The sequence below is a fragment of the Mesorhizobium australicum WSM2073 genome, from assembly GCF_000230995.2.
Taxonomy (GTDB): domain Bacteria; phylum Pseudomonadota; class Alphaproteobacteria; order Rhizobiales; family Rhizobiaceae; genus Mesorhizobium; species Mesorhizobium australicum.
The window spans coordinates 2689664-2703090 of sequence record NC_019973.1; the positions used below are offsets into that span (position 1 = coordinate 2689664).

General features: G+C 63.8%; 13 protein-coding genes. 5 read left to right on the top strand and 8 right to left on the bottom strand.

Annotated elements, in window-relative coordinates; genetic code table 11:
* Positions 1-72 precede the first annotated feature (72 nt).
* Genes MESAU_RS12880 through MESAU_RS12895 form a run of 4 tightly spaced genes read right to left on the bottom strand, consistent with a single transcriptional unit; the run spans position 73 to position 3771 of the window.
* Complete coding sequence (locus tag MESAU_RS12880; RefSeq protein ID WP_015316479.1) at positions 73-870, bottom strand: N-formylglutamate amidohydrolase; 798 nt, start codon at positions 868-870, stop codon at positions 73-75.
* Positions 870-2192 carry a type I glutamate--ammonia ligase gene (locus MESAU_RS12885; RefSeq protein WP_015316480.1) on the bottom strand — a complete coding sequence of 441 codons (1323 nt, stop codon included), beginning with the start codon at positions 2190-2192 and terminating at the stop codon, positions 870-872. Before MESAU_RS12885 ends, MESAU_RS12880 begins: the two co-directional genes overlap by 1 nt.
* Positions 2189-2836 (bottom strand): cysteine hydrolase family protein, encoded by a 648-nt coding sequence (locus MESAU_RS12890; RefSeq protein WP_015316481.1) that lies wholly within the window; start codon positions 2834-2836, stop codon positions 2189-2191. The genes MESAU_RS12885 and MESAU_RS12890 overlap by 4 nt, the downstream gene beginning before the upstream one ends.
* Complete coding sequence (locus MESAU_RS12895; protein ID WP_015316482.1) at positions 2833-3771, bottom strand: MurR/RpiR family transcriptional regulator; 939 nt, start codon at positions 3769-3771, stop codon at positions 2833-2835. The genes MESAU_RS12890 and MESAU_RS12895 overlap by 4 nt, the downstream gene beginning before the upstream one ends.
* A 157-nt stretch (positions 3772-3928) precedes the next feature.
* On the opposite strand from MESAU_RS12895, the gene MESAU_RS12900 reads away from it, so the two are divergent.
* The 4 genes from MESAU_RS12900 to MESAU_RS12915 all read left to right on the top strand — a co-directional run bounded on the left by MESAU_RS12900 (position 3929) and on the right by MESAU_RS12915 (position 7869).
* The gene (locus tag MESAU_RS12900) at positions 3929-4969 is read left to right on the top strand and encodes an ornithine cyclodeaminase (RefSeq protein ID WP_015316483.1); all 1041 of its coding nucleotides are present in this window, start codon (positions 3929-3931) and stop codon (positions 4967-4969) included.
* A gap of 253 nt (positions 4970-5222) precedes the next feature.
* Entirely contained in the window at positions 5223-6242 is a 1020-nt protein-coding gene (locus MESAU_RS12905; RefSeq protein WP_015316485.1) for an isopenicillin N synthase family dioxygenase, read from the top strand.
* Between the two features lie 285 nt (positions 6243-6527).
* Entirely contained in the window at positions 6528-7217 is a 690-nt protein-coding gene (locus tag MESAU_RS12910; RefSeq protein ID WP_015316486.1) for an SDR family NAD(P)-dependent oxidoreductase, read from the top strand.
* A 400-nt stretch (positions 7218-7617) separates the two neighbouring features.
* Entirely contained in the window at positions 7618-7869 is a 252-nt protein-coding gene (locus tag MESAU_RS12915; RefSeq protein ID WP_015316487.1) for a DUF768 domain-containing protein, read from the top strand.
* 64 nt (positions 7870-7933) lie between these two features.
* On the opposite strand, the gene MESAU_RS12920 is transcribed toward MESAU_RS12915, so the two are convergent.
* The 3 genes from MESAU_RS12920 to MESAU_RS12930 all read right to left on the bottom strand — a co-directional run bounded on the left by MESAU_RS12920 (position 7934) and on the right by MESAU_RS12930 (position 11718).
* The gene (locus MESAU_RS12920) at positions 7934-9052 is read right to left on the bottom strand and encodes a DmpA family aminopeptidase (protein WP_015316488.1); all 1119 of its coding nucleotides are present in this window, start codon (positions 9050-9052) and stop codon (positions 7934-7936) included.
* Positions 9053-9056: 4 nt separating this feature from the next.
* Entirely contained in the window at positions 9057-10688 is a 1632-nt protein-coding gene (gene xseA, locus MESAU_RS12925; RefSeq protein WP_015316489.1) for an exodeoxyribonuclease VII large subunit, read from the bottom strand.
* Between the two features lie 73 nt (positions 10689-10761).
* Entirely contained in the window at positions 10762-11718 is a 957-nt protein-coding gene (locus MESAU_RS12930) for a LysR substrate-binding domain-containing protein (RefSeq protein ID WP_015316490.1), read from the bottom strand.
* Positions 11719-11951: 233 nt separating this feature from the next.
* On the opposite strand from MESAU_RS12930, the gene MESAU_RS12935 reads away from it, so the two are divergent.
* Positions 11952-12242, top strand: a complete 291-nt coding sequence (locus tag MESAU_RS12935; protein ID WP_015316491.1) for a DUF1127 domain-containing protein — start codon at positions 11952-11954, stop codon at positions 12240-12242.
* A 159-nt stretch (positions 12243-12401) separates the two neighbouring features.
* Here MESAU_RS12935 and MESAU_RS12940 read toward each other — a convergent pair whose 3' ends face one another.
* Positions 12402-13427, bottom strand: a complete 1026-nt coding sequence (locus MESAU_RS12940) for a DUF937 domain-containing protein (RefSeq protein ID WP_015316492.1) — start codon at positions 13425-13427, stop codon at positions 12402-12404.

Here is a 13427-nt window from a genome sequence, read left to right on the forward strand (position 1 = left end):
GTTCCCCGCTCACGCGAGCGCCGCGCTGATGGCGAGAAGCGCGGCTTGCCGACCTGCGCCGTGGTCGCGGCGTCACCTCCGCACCGGCTGAGATGCCTCCGTCTCGTGCGCCGGCAGCGCCGCCGCCAGCCGGTCCGCCCATTCCTTGATGCCCGACCGTGTCGACAACAAGTCCTGCCTGATCTCGACAAGGACGGCGGGGATGCCGCGATCATCGCCATGGATGGGTACGGCGTAGTCGGCATCGCGGCTGATCACATAGGGTACGTTGGCCGCGACGTTGAGTGCGGCGTCGGTGCGCAGGCCCGAAAGGATCGCCGCTGCGAGATCGGCTGCATGACCATGCAGCACACCCGCATGCCAAGGCCTGGCGACACCCAGGAACACCGGTGTGAAGGAATGGATCGTCACGATCCGCGTCGGCCGGCCCTCGGCCACACGGCGATCGAGGTGCGCGGCCACCCGCTCATGGAACGGCGAAAACATGATTTCCGCGCGCCGGTCTCGTTCCGCTCCGTCGACGCCGGCATTGCCGGGAATGTCAGTGTCTTCCGACAGCACCGGAATGCTGCCCAGGCTGCCCAGTGGCCGGTTGAGATCGATCAGCAGTCGGGAATAGCCGCTGAGAAAGGCCGCTGCATCAAGCCGTGCCGATAACAGGCGCGTCACCTCCGCGGCGCCGATGTCCCATGCGATGTGGCGCTGCAGATGACTGGCATCGAGCCCGAGCCGGCGGTACTCCGCCGGCATATGGTTGGACGCATGCTCGCACAGCAGCACGATCTCGCAACGGCCATGCTCGTTGAGCACCTCGACGGCTTCGGGCCAATCTTCTTGGGGGCGCGAGCTTTTTTCGGCCTGCGCAGTCATCAATAAAGCGTCCGGTAGAGATCGCAGATGGCAGCTGGATCAAGGCCTGCCAGGCGCTCGGCTTCATGCTGCTTCAACCCGACGAAGGTCTCGATGAAGATCGGGGCGAACCATCCCGTAACGGTCTTGTCGGCCAGGAGCGCATCCAGTGCCGCCGGCAAGGTCTCGGGAAGCCGCACCAGACCGAGTTCCGCCCGTTCCGTCTCGCTCATCAGCGTCGGGTCGCCAGTGACCAGCGGCGGTGATGGCAAGTCCGCCTTCAGCCCCTCCAGCCCGGCGCGGATGATCGCCGCCAGCGACAGATAGGGATTGCCGGTTGCGTCGGCCGCCCGGTACTCGACATTATACTGCCGTGCCGGATCGCGTCCGCCGATCGTCACCGTCGGACAGATGCGGAGCGACGCCTCGCGGTCGCGGTCGGCGAGCCAGGTGTAGGACGAACTCCAACTGTGCGGCTTAAGGCGATAGAAGGACGACACGCTCGACGCCGTCATGGCGGTCATGGCGGGCAGATGGCGCAGCACGCCGGCGCAGAAGGCGCCAGCCTTGGCGGACAGGCCGCCGGGACGCGCCGGATCGTAAGTTGCCGGCTTGCCGGCTTCGTCGACGAAGCTGAAATGGATGTGCACGCCGTTGCCGACGGCATCCGGGGCGACCTTGGGCGCGAAGCTCGCGCGCCAGCCGGCATTGCGTGCCACTTCGCGCGTGATTTCGCGGATCGCGACGGCGCGATCTGCTGCCGTGAGCGCATCGGCCGGCTCGTGCGTCACTTCGAATTGCTCACTGCCGAATTCGGCGATGACCACTTCGGGGCCGACACCTGCCTCTTCGAGTGCCGCCATCAGATTGGGGGCGAACGGGTCGGTGCGGCGCAGGGCGGCAAAGGACATCGAATGTGCCGGCGCGAAGCTGCCGCCGGCAATGTTGAATTCGTGCTCGAAGGCGGCGATAACGGAAAGGCCGGTGGCCGCCTTCAATTCCGCCAGCGCATCCCGGAGCATGGTCCGCGTGCAGCCAAGCCACGGGCTGCCATCGAGCTCGACGATGTCGCCGGCCACCATGTCGAAGGGCGTCGCCGATCCCGTCCGCTCGGTGCGGAAGCGCGCCTTGAGATCCGGGATCAGCCGAAGGTCACCGGACGAACCCCAGGGATTGGGATCGACGATCGAATTGAACGGCGTCATCGACAGATTGGCCTGCAGCCAGCCGACCCCTGTCGCGGCGGTCTTTTGCAATCTACTTTCGACCACGAAGCGGCCCCGCGTAATGGCGGAGAGATCCGTGGTGACGACGGCGACGAGAGGCTCCACGGCAGATGTCATGCCTTTTTTCCCAGAGCGTTGAAGCGGTCGACGACGGTGTCGGTGTCCGTGACCCAGCAATAGCCGCCAAAGGCCTTCAGCGCGATGTCGTGGCGCTCCTGGGTAATGGTGGCGCAGGCATCCGATACGCAGGTGACGAGATAGCCGCGGTCGGCGCCGTCGCGCACTGTCATGTCGACGCACTGGTCGGTCAGCACGCCGACCACGACGAGATAGCGGATGCCAAGGTTTTTCAGCAGGTAGTCGACATTGGTCGAGTTGAAGATGCCCGACGAGGTTTTCGGCAGCATGATCTCGTCGCCGACCGGCCCCAGCGATGGCACTGGCAGGCCTTCGGGGAGGCTGGGCGCAACATGGATCGGCGTCAGCTTGTGGTCAAGCGAGCGGTCGCGGCCGTCTTCGGTCAGGCTCTGGATGATGGTGTGCAGCACTTCGACGCCATTGGCCCTCGCCGCCGCCAGCAGGCGCTCCTGGTTGGGGATCGTCTGCGAGCATGTCTGCCGGTAGAAATAATGATCGGGTCCGCGTTCTGGATGCGAAGGATCGGCACCCGGCTCCAGCCAGATGCGTTGCATGTCGACCAGCAGCAGCGCTGTCTCGCCGGTACGAAAAGCTTCGTCTCGCTTGGGTAGGGCTTGGGTCATGCCTTCTCGTCCTGCTTTGCTGCTTTGGGTCCAGGTATCTTGCGCGGTCCTGATGTCTTGCGCATGCCGCTCCCTTCCGCATCGCTGTCGAGCGTCACCGCATTGGCGTGCCGCACTTTCTCGATCCTCTCGATGCGAGCCCGAGCGTCGTCGCCCAGCGTCGAAACGATCTGGGCCGTCAGCGCCTCCATCTGTGCGATCGCCGGCGCCAGCGTGTCATAGGGCGAGGCGACTTCGAGCGGGCTGACGATCGTGACTTCGGCAAGGTCCGATATCGGCGACAGCCATTGGTCGGTGAACAGAAGAATGCGTACATCGAGCGCGGCGGCTTGGCGCGTATAGGCCATCACGTCCAACTGGTAGCGGCGATAGTCGAAGACGACGAGCACGTCGCGACGGCCGAGGTCGGCCAGCGTGTCGAACGCCTGCGGAGAGAGCACGCCGAGATCGCGGACCCCGGTGCGGAACTGCACGAGATATCCAGCCAGCATCCCGGCGATGTGGCGGCTGAACCGGCCGCCGACCAACAAGATTTCGCCCTTGGCCTCCATCAAAAGGCGGGCGGCACGCTCGTAGGTCTGGACCGGTGTCGCCGCAGTGGCTTTCTGCAGGGCCGTGGTAACGGAATCGAGATAGGCAAGCACCGCGCTGTCACTGGAACCGCTTTGCCGCTTGGTCTCCATCATCAACAGCGGCGAATGCAGCCTGGCCTCGACCTCGGCGAGCAGCTTTGCCTGAAAGTCCGGGAACCCTTCATAGCCGAGCTTGACGACCAGCCGGACAACGGTGGGATCGCTGACGCCGGCGCGTCGCGCAAGCGACGATGCGGTACCGAGGCCCGAGGTCGGGAAGTCCGTCAGCAGCAGCCTGACGATCTTCTCTTCCGACGGCGTCAGCGCCAGATCCCCGCGCATCAGAACATCGCGTATCGCCATAGGCCTCCCCTGAAATATATGCTGTGTTGAGTTTATTTCAGATATTTTAATTATGGTCAATAATGAAGAGATATTGACATACTTCCGAGACTGGCGACAATGATGAAGGCACACAACCCGCATCGCCAGAACTGACTGGTGTACCGGCAAGGAACAAATGATACCCAATCTCAACATCGTGCCGTTCGTCAGCGTCGACAATATGATGAAGCTCGTGCTCAGGATCGGCGTCGAGCGGTTCCTGGTTGAGCTCGCCGGCTATATCGAGGACGACTTCCGCCGCTGGGAGCTGTTCGACAAGACCCCCCGCGTCGCTTCGCACAGCGCCGAGGGCGTTATCGAGCTGATGCCGACCAGCGACGGCGAGGTCTATGGTTTCAAATACGTCAACGGTCATCCCAAGAACATGCGCGAGGGCCGCCAGACCGTGACTGCCTTCGGCATGCTGGCCGACGTCCACAACGGCTATCCCGTGTTGCTGTCCGAGATGACCATTCTGACCGCACTGCGCACGGCGGCCATGTCAGCCCTTGCCGCGAAGCACTTGGCGCCGGCCGAGTCCCGCTGCATGGCGCTGATAGGCAACGGCGCCCAGGCTGAGTTCCAGGCGCTGGCCTTCAAGGCACTGCTCGGCGTCGACAGGCTGCGGCTTTACGACATCGACCGTTCGGCAACACAGAAATGCATTCGCAATCTCGCCGGCCTCGGCTTCGACATGACGGCCTGCACGAGCGCGCAGGAAGCGGTCGAGGGTGCGGACATCATCACCACCGTCACCGCCGACAAGCAGTATGCCACCATACTGACCGACAACATGGTCGGCTCGGGCGTGCATATCAACGCGGTTGGCGGCGACTGCCCCGGCAAGACCGAACTGCACCGCGACATCCTGCTGCGCTCCGACATTTTCGTCGAATACCCGCCGCAGACCCGCATCGAAGGCGAGATCCAGCAGCTCGCGCCGGGTCATCGGGTGACCGAGCTGTGGCAGGTGGTCACCGGCGCCGTTGAGGGCCGGCGCGACGCCGGCCAGATCACGCTGTTCGATTCGGTGGGCTTCGCCATCGAGGACTTTTCGGCATTGCGCTATGTCAGGGATCAACTGAGATCGACCGGCCTCTACCAGGAGCTCGACATGCTCGCCGACCCCGACGAGCCACGCGACCTGTTCGGCATGCTGCTCAGGGCAGCCCAATAGCGTGGAGGTCGCGCGCCTGCTGGCGGTCCGTATCGCCCGGAATGATCGCGGTCATTGTCAGCTTGCCGGCGCGCGCGCAAAAATTGTTCATCGCGGCGGCCTCGAAGGGCCGATCGTTTCTTTCTTGGCAATCTGGAGTCAATGAGACTTGCAGGCATTGCCGGCGGGTGTGACCGCCGAAAAGTGCACGCCTGTCCAACAGTCCTGGTTTGCGGACGATAACATCCGCACAAAGCCGGGAAAGGAGCCTGATATGCCCAGAATAGTACCCGTGCTCGACTTGAGCCGCTTTGAACAAGGCGCGTCGGAACGCCGGACATTTCTGGCGGATCTGCGTTCCGCGTCGCGCGACATCGGCTTTTTCTACCTGGCCGGACATGGCATTTCGTGGGCGGAAATCAGTGAAGTGCTCACCGCGTCGCGCCGCTTCTTTGCCTTGGCCGAGGCCAACAAGCTCGCGATCGAAATGGTGAAATCCCCGCAGTTCCGTGGCTATACCCGCGCCGGCGGCGAGCTGACCAAGGGCAAGGCCGATTGGCGCGAACAGCTCGACATCGGCGTCGAGCGTCAGCCCATAGCGCAAGGGCCAGGAATTCCCGCCTGGACCCGGCTGCAGGGGCCGAACCAGTGGCCCGCTGCGTTGCCGGAACTCAAACCCGCCCTGCTGGCATGGCAGGCCAAGGCAACAGCAGTGGCCATCAGGCTGTTAAAAGCCTTCGCGCTGTCGCTCGATCAAGCCGAGGACGCTTTCGACCCGATCTACCGCGAGCAGCCAAACCACCGCATGAAAATCGTGCGCTATCCCGGCCGAGAGGCGACCGGCGATGACCAGGGTGTCGGCGCGCACAAGGATGGCGGTTTCCTGACGCTGTTGCTTCAGGATGACAATAAGGGGTTGCAGGTCGACTATGACGGAAGCTGGGTGGATGTGGACCCCATTCCCGGTACGCTCGTCGTCAACATCGGCGAATTGCTCGAACTGGCCTCAAACGGCTATTTGCGGGCGACCGTGCATCGTGTCGTGACGCCGGCGGCCGGCATTGAACGCATTTCGGTGCCGTTCTTCTTCAGCGCCAGGCTCGATGCGACGATACCGCTGCTTAGCCTTTCCGAGGATCTGGCGGCGCAGGCGCGCGGGCCGGCCAGCGATCCGGACAATCCGCTGTTTCGCGATGTCGGAACCAATGTGCTGAAAAGCCGGCTACGCTCGCATCCCGACGTCGCTCGGCGCCATTATGTGGATCTGCTCGAGCCGGAAAGCCGGGCCGGCTGAGTCTTGGACGAGAAAGAACGGGATTTTTGCCATCCTGACCGATTCTTAGAAAATCATTCGTCGTATTCGTCGGGGAATCGGCTCAAAAAGGAAAAACCGTTCGGTATTTTCCTCCCATTTCACCGAGCGGTGTTCCCCTCTGAAGGTTATGACCTTCTTTTTTTGGCCGGGCCGTTTCGCGCCCGGCCATTTTTCTTTCCGCCCTGCGTGTTGCCGGTGCGGAGCCGATCCGGCAGAGTTCAACATCCGCCGGCGGTTGCAATCACTGGAAGAGGAGAGGATCTCATGACATCCAACGTCGCCGTGATTGCCGGGGCGGGCTCCGGATTGAGCGCCTCGCTCGCGCGTCTTCTCGCCAGGGAAGGGTTCCATGTCGTCCTGGCCGCCCGAAACATCGAGAAGCTCGATGCCTTGCAAGCGCAAACCGGCGCGCAAGCCGTGGCGACGGATGTCTCGGATCCGGCATCGGTCGAGCATCTGTTCGATATCGCGGACAAGGCTGGCCCGCTTTCCCTCGTGATTTTCAACGCCGGTGGCCGCGCTCGCGGTCCAATAGCCGAACTCGATCCCGAGGCTGTCCGACAGGCTTTGCTGATCGGGGCCTATGGCGGGTTCCTGGTAGCTCAGCAAGCGGCCCGCCGGCTGATCGCTCAAGGGGCGGGGTCGATCCTCTTCACCGGAGCGACAGCAAGTGTGAAGGGGTTCGCCGGCTCCGCCGGCTTTGCGATGCCCAAATTCGGATTGCGCGGGCTGGCGCAATCCATGGCCCGCGAACTGGCGCCCAAGAACATCCACGTTGCGCATTTCATCATCGACGGCGCCATTGCTTCGGCCGCTTCCGGACAGGAGCCCGGGCCGCAGGATCGCCGGCTGTCTCCGGATGCGATCGCAGAGGCCTATCTCGCCATCCACCGCCAGCACCGCAGCGCCTGGACCTGGGAAATGGAACTCAGGCCGTGGGTTGAAAATTTCTGACTGGATCAGCGATCCATGCGACTTTTGCATGGCTCGTCTGCACGGCCCTTGAGGAGAGTCGACATCGGATGAGGATGTCACTATATAGCGGCGGCTTCGCGGGCTCACGCCTTGAAGCGCAACGTCATAGGCGGCTGTAGCGACAGCCAGTGAGATTAAGAAACGGACTGGAAGCCGTAAAAGGTAGAAGCAATTGCTCGGAGCGGGAAGACCCCGCCAACGGTACAGTCCTTCAGAATCAGAAAATGTTCTTCACCCCTCGATTTCCTTCGGCTCTGTGGACCCTGGACGGCTTCGGCTTGCCGACTGGCCGCGACTCGGCTCGAATGGGAACATGCATCCTTCGCGGGATGCCGACGCTTATGATTACCAACCGGCTTTGCCGCCAGGGAACAGCAGTATGAGTGAACACGCGATCGAGTTCTTGCGGGGATGGATCGGCGAAAAGGTCCATTGCCAGTCCCACGCCAGGATCGAGAAGCAGGCCGAGACGTTGGCCCGCGAATGCGCCGCCAAGGCGGCCGAGGTCGGCATACCGCTGGAGGACATCCAGGAGGAAGTCGGCGACATCCAGGAATTGATCGCTTCCCGGCTCGAGGAAGCGGCCGAGGCCGACGAAAACCAGCAGGCCTCAAGCAAAGCCGCGGAATAACTGCGGGTCAAACCTGTTCGAAACGCGCGGGCTTCGGCCCGCGTTTTCGTCTCAGCCATTCCTCTCAGCCAAACTTTTCTTCCAGCCAGGCCTTTGGCAGCGCCGGCACGAAATTGCCGTCGCGCCCGGTCATGTCGTCATTGGCGATAAGAGCGTTGAGGATGGATTCCTCCACCGTCTGAATCACCGCATCGAAGAACGGGTCGATGTCTGTATCGGGGATGAAATCGGCGCTGGCGATGCGGCCGGACAGCCCCAGCGCCGCGGCGGGATTGGCCGTCGAGAAGGCGAGGAAGATATCGCCCGAACTGTGATAGCCGAAGCCGCCCGTCAAGGCGACGCCGAGCGGCACACGGCGCGCCAATCGCTTCATCTGATGCGGCAGGAAAGGCGCGTCGGTCGCGATGACGGCGATGATTGAGCCCTTTTCCGCGCGCGACGTGGCTTCGCGGATCGCCGGTTCGGTGAGTTCGGGCTCGGCGCGCAGGCCGCGAATGGTGAAATTATGCCGCTTGCCGAAATTCGACTGCACGAAGGCGCCGACCGTGTAGGTGCGCCCCTGCCATGCGACGATGCGCGAGGCCGTGCCGGACCCTGCCTTGAAGCCGAAGGTGATCATGCCGGTGCCGCCGCCGACGCTGCCTTCCTCGACCGGTCCGCCGGCGGCGCCGTCAAGGGCTTCGGCGACGTGCTCCGACGTTAGATGGTGGCCGTTGATGTCGTTGAGAAATCCGTCATAAGTCTCCGCCGCCACCGGCAGCCCCCAGGCGCTGTCGATCGCGGCAGGCAGCACCCGGTTCATCCAGCGCAGCGTGCCGTCACGCGAAACACCGCAGGAATGCGTGTTGGTGATGGTGACCGGGAAGTTGAAGGCGCCGGTTTCCTCGATGATGTGCGAGCCGGTCATCTCGCCATTGCCGTTCTGGCTGAAAATGCCGGCGAAGACCGGGGTGGCCAATTCGGCGCGCGGCCTCGGCAGGATTGCGGTCACGCCGGTGCGCACCGGCCCCTTGCCGACGATAAGCGGACCATCGCCCGATATCAGCGTCGCATAGCCTACAGCGACGCCGGGCACGTCGGTGATCGCGTTGAACGGCCCGGGCGTTCCGTCGAAGCCGATGGTGAAGCTTCGCGCACGCGGCTTGCCGGACGGCGTTGCCAGATGGTGCGGATTGTCGATCATGCTCTTAGAACAAGGATCCCTGATTGCCGGGTTCCTTTGCCTTTGCCGCCGGTCTGGCCACGGGCTTTGGCCGCGCCGCGCCACTGGTTGCCACCGCATCCGCCGTGCCATCGGCGAACTCCAGCGACAGCGCCATCCCCGACACCACGTCGGCGGCCTGCTTGATGACCGCGCCGTCGGCATCCTTCACCAGCGCGAAGCCGCGCGCCAGGACGGCCTTGTGCGAAAGCGTCGCCATCAGCCGGTCGGCCTGGACGATGCGGCCGCGCAACCGCTCCAGCCTGAGCAGCATCGCCTGGCCGCCGCGTCTCGTCAAAGCCGTCAGAAGATCCCTCTGCACACGTTGGCGCCGGGCTGTCGGCTCGATCGTGATGCGGCCCTGCAGCAAAGCCAATTGCTGCCTGTGCCGCTGCAGCGATGCCTTGGCGCATTTTGGCAACTGATCCGCGGCACGATTGAGCTCCGCGCGCCGGCTTCTGGCCAGAGTGCGCAGCGCCCCTTGCGCCCGCAAAAGGCTACGGTCGTTGGTGCGCCGCGCTTCGGCAATCCGCTGCGACAGCATTGCCGGCGTCAATTTTACAGCGAAGAATCGCGCCCGCTTGCGCTCGGTGGAAACCATCAGGCCACGACCGAGCCTCGATGTCGCCTCGTCCAGGCGCCGGCGCGGCAGCGCCAGCAATTGATCGGGCGAGGGCAGCGCACGCGCCGCCGCACGGGCTGCCTGCCGCTTGCGTTCGAAATTGCGCAAGACGGCGGCCTTGAGCCGCGCGCCGAGGCTGGCCAGCGTCGCTTCGAGGTCAGCCTTCACCGGCACGGCGATTTCGGCCGCGCCCGTCGGTGTCGGCGCCCGCACATCCGCGACAAGGTCGATCAGCGTCCAGTCGGTTTCGTGGCCGACAGCCGAAATCACCGGAATGCCCGAGGCGGCGACGGCGCGGGCGAGTGCCTCGTCGTTGAAGCCCCACAGATCTTCCAGGCTGCCGCCGCCGCGCGCCACGATCAGCAGATCGGGGCGCTGAATGGGGCTGTCCCATGCCAGCGCGTTGAAACCGGTGACGGCACTGGTCACTTCCGCACTCGCCGTGTCGCCTTGAACCCGCACGGGCCAGACCAGCACATGCAGTGGAAAGCGGTCCTTGATGCGATGGATGATGTCGCGGATGACCGAGCCGGTCGGCGAGGTGACCACGCCGATGACGCGTGGCATGAACGGCAGCCGGCGTTTGCGCACCGCATCGAAAAGCCCCTCCGCCTGCAGCCGGCGTTTGCGCTCCTCCAGCAGCGCCATCAGCGCCCCGGCGCCGGCCGGCTCGAGATTGTCGATGACGATCTGGTAGTTGGACTTGCCGGGATAGGTGGTGAGCTTGCCGGTGGCGATCACCTCCATCCCTTCCTCGGGACGGAATTTCAGCCGGCTCATCGTGCCTTTCCAGACCACGGCGTCGAGCCGCGCACGGTCGTCCTTGAGCGCGAAATAAGCATGGCCGGAGGAATGCGGCCCACGATAACCTGAGATTTCGCCGCGCACCCGCACATTGCCGAAGACGTCCTCGACCGTGCGCTTCAGCGCGCCTGATATTTCGCTCACCGTGTATTCGGTGGCGTTGGTGCGTGATTCGGATGCTGCTTCGCTCATCGGTCGATTGGGGGCCGGTTGGACGCCGCCGTCAAGGCGGCCGTGTCAGGCCCGATAGTCATGACCCGGTTTTTTACCAGCCCGGCAGGATCTGGCTCGGCTTGCTTCGCTTCATCTTGGCGAAGGCGAGGGCCGCGAAATCGAACGTTCCCGTCTCCTCGCCGAGCGGCACCGAGATGTTGTCCAGGCTTTCCGAGATGTGGCGGGCAAGCGCATCGACGATCTCCGGCCGCGAGGTCTGGCCGCGCATGATGCCGATGCGGCAGTCGGGCAGGGCGCCGAAGCCGTCCGCCTCGCCCAGCACCCGCATGCCGGGCCTGAGCGCGCATTCCGGCAGCACCGAGATCGCCAGCCCCGACAGCACGGCGGCGGTGATCACGGTCGCTGAGAAACTGGTGAACAGGATGCGGTAGTCGCGGTTCTGCTGGTCCAACACGTCGACCGCGGCGCGCCTCCAGATGCAGTTCGGCCGGCCGAAGGCCATCGGCAGCGTCTCCTGTTCATGTGTCGCATGGTTGGCCGAGGAGACCCAGAGCAGCGGTTCACGCCGCACCACCTCCGACTGGCCGCGCACATCATTGTGCGTCACCAGCGCTAGGTCGAGATTGCCGCGCTTGATGTGCTCGACCAGCCCCGGCGTCGGTTCGCAGATGACGGTCAGTTCGACGCGCGGATTGGAGCGCGTGAACCGTGCCATGATCTCGGGCAGGAAACGGTCCGCATAATCGTCAGGCGTGCCGATGCGGATCGTGCCTTCGAGCCTCTGGTCATCGAAGGCTGCGAGCGTTTCGCGGTTGAGATAGAGCAATCGCCTTGCGTAGGAGAGCAGTTTGTCGCCTTCCTCCGTCAGCCTGTTCGAGCGCCCCTCCTTCTCGAACAGCGGCTTGCCGATCCGCTCCTCCAGCCGCCGCATCTGCATCGACACCGCCGACTGGGTGCGGTGCACTTCTTCCGCAGCGCGGGTGAAGCTGCCGGTATCGGCAATCGAGATGAAGGTCTGCAATTGATCGAGATCGAGCGGCGCTTTCATCGGTCCAATCCATCACTGCTGTTGATATTAAAGATTAGAAACATTCGTTGGATTAATCAATTGGTCGATGGCAAATTGGCATTGTCCAAATGAAAGCCCATGCATGTCGCCCAAAAGTGGACACCGGTTTGGGACGACGACATGCATCTCTAGAATTGTATTGAGACCGGAACGGTCGCTGTCGCCAGCGCCGATCGTCGGGTTTCGTCCGTTCGAGTCTGAAGGAGACCGACATGACCACGATCGATTTCGCCACCGAGACCTCGCGCATCACCTCGCGTCCGGCCGTTGCGACGCGCGTGGCCAACATTGTCTCCAACGCCTACCGCGCCTGGAAAAACCGCCGGGCCTTCTACCGCCTTGGCGAGATGTCGGACGCAGAACTCGCCGATATCGGCCTCACGCGCGCCGACCTTTGTGTCGCCATCGACGTGCCGTTTGGCCGCGATCCCACGGTAATCCTGCGTGAAATTACCAGCGATCGCGTCGAAACGATCGAGGAAATCGCCCGCAAGGTGGCCTGATTGGTTCAGCTTCGGTTGCGTTGAACCCTTTCACGGTTCAGCGCGACCAAGGTTCTGCAGGCTCCCCACTCCCTGCCGGTTCCCCGCCGGCCTGCCTGCACGCTGCCCGGTCCTCCCAAGGACCGGGCTTTTCTTTAAGGTTTACCGAAGGCCGGGCGGCTACCGCCGGTCCATGTCCCGCTTGAACTGGTCGAAGATCGTTTCCACGCCCTTCTGGTATTCGTCGCGCTGCTGGGCGCCGGTCTGGAACATCTTGCCGAAAATGTCGTCGAACGGGTTCCTTGGCCGTCCGCTCGGATTGGCTTGGGGCTGTGGTGCCTGGCGCCGCTGCGGTTGCGGCGCTTCAGGTTGCGGCGCCGGCTGCCCGCCGGGCATCCCGAGGCCGCCGCCTCCACTTTGCCGCAGCATCTCCTCGAAGATTTTCCCCAGCGGGTTGTCGCCGTAGGGGCTCTGTGTCTGCTGGGACTGGGGCCGGCTTTGTGGTTGCTGCGGCGCGCCGCCACCGAACATGTCCTGCAGCACCTTGCCGAGCGGATTGTCGCCATAGGGGTTGGGCGCCGGCTGCGGCTGGCTTTGCGGCTGCGGTGAGCCGCCACCGAACATGTCCTGCAAGACCTTGCCAAGCGGGTTGTCCATGGGGTTCTGAGGCGGTGGCGCCTGGCGCTGTTGCGGCGCCGGCGTGCCGCCTTGCCGCATCATCTGCTCGATGATCTCGCCCAGTGGATTGTTGCCGCCGCCGCCAAGACCAGCCGCTGCCTGCATCTGGTTTGTCGTCTGCTTGAACAGTCCGCCCATTACCATCGAGGCGATAGCAGGCAGCATCTGCTGCAAGATCTGCTGGCTGACGCCGCTCGCCTGCGCGGCCTGGCTGGCCACGGCGCGCGACAGGTCTTTCGAACCGAACAGATGTCCCAGAATGCCGTTGCCCTCGTCGACGCCTTGCGGCGAGAAGGCGCGCGTGGCGTCCTCGAAATACTTGGCGTGCTGGCCGCTTGCCATCGCCGTCATGAAGGCGCCGAGCCCATAGGGATCGGCGGTGTTGCGTTGCAACCCTTGTGAAAAGGCTGGCAGCAGTGCGGCGACCGCCGCCTGCGTCTGTTGCAGCGAAAGCCCGTATTGCTGGGCAAGCGCCTGCATGCCGTTGCCGTTCTGGGCCTGCGCCAGCATGTCGAACAAGGTAGGCAT

Bases quoted from the DNA above. Each gene is read 5' to 3' on its own strand.
- MESAU_RS12920 (WP_015316488.1), bottom strand. From the start codon at position 9,052: ATGATCGACAATCCGCACCATCTGGCAACGCCGTCCGGCAAGCCGCGT.
- MESAU_RS12915 (WP_015316487.1), top strand. From the start codon at position 7,618: ATGAGTGAACACGCGATCGAGTTCTTGCGGGGATGGATCGGCGAAAAG.
- xseA (WP_015316489.1), bottom strand. From the start codon at position 10,688: ATGAGCGAAGCAGCATCCGAATCACGCACCAACGCCACCGAATACACG.
- MESAU_RS12930 (WP_015316490.1), bottom strand. From the start codon at position 11,718: ATGAAAGCGCCGCTCGATCTCGATCAATTGCAGACCTTCATCTCGATT.
- MESAU_RS12900 (WP_015316483.1), top strand. From the start codon at position 3,929: ATGATACCCAATCTCAACATCGTGCCGTTCGTCAGCGTCGACAATATG.
- MESAU_RS12895 (WP_015316482.1), bottom strand. From the start codon at position 3,771: ATGGCGATACGCGATGTTCTGATGCGCGGGGATCTGGCGCTGACGCCG.
- MESAU_RS12905 (WP_015316485.1), top strand. From the start codon at position 5,223: ATGCCCAGAATAGTACCCGTGCTCGACTTGAGCCGCTTTGAACAAGGC.
- MESAU_RS12880 (WP_015316479.1), bottom strand. From the start codon at position 870: ATGACTGCGCAGGCCGAAAAAAGCTCGCGCCCCCAAGAAGATTGGCCC.
- MESAU_RS12885 (WP_015316480.1), bottom strand. From the start codon at position 2,192: ATGACATCTGCCGTGGAGCCTCTCGTCGCCGTCGTCACCACGGATCTC.
- MESAU_RS12910 (WP_015316486.1), top strand. From the start codon at position 6,528: ATGACATCCAACGTCGCCGTGATTGCCGGGGCGGGCTCCGGATTGAGC.
- MESAU_RS12890 (WP_015316481.1), bottom strand. From the start codon at position 2,836: ATGACCCAAGCCCTACCCAAGCGAGACGAAGCTTTTCGTACCGGCGAG.
- MESAU_RS12940 (WP_015316492.1), bottom strand. From the start codon at position 13,427: ATGCCTACCTTGTTCGACATGCTGGCGCAGGCCCAGAACGGCAACGGC.
- MESAU_RS12935 (WP_015316491.1), top strand. From the start codon at position 11,952: ATGACCACGATCGATTTCGCCACCGAGACCTCGCGCATCACCTCGCGT.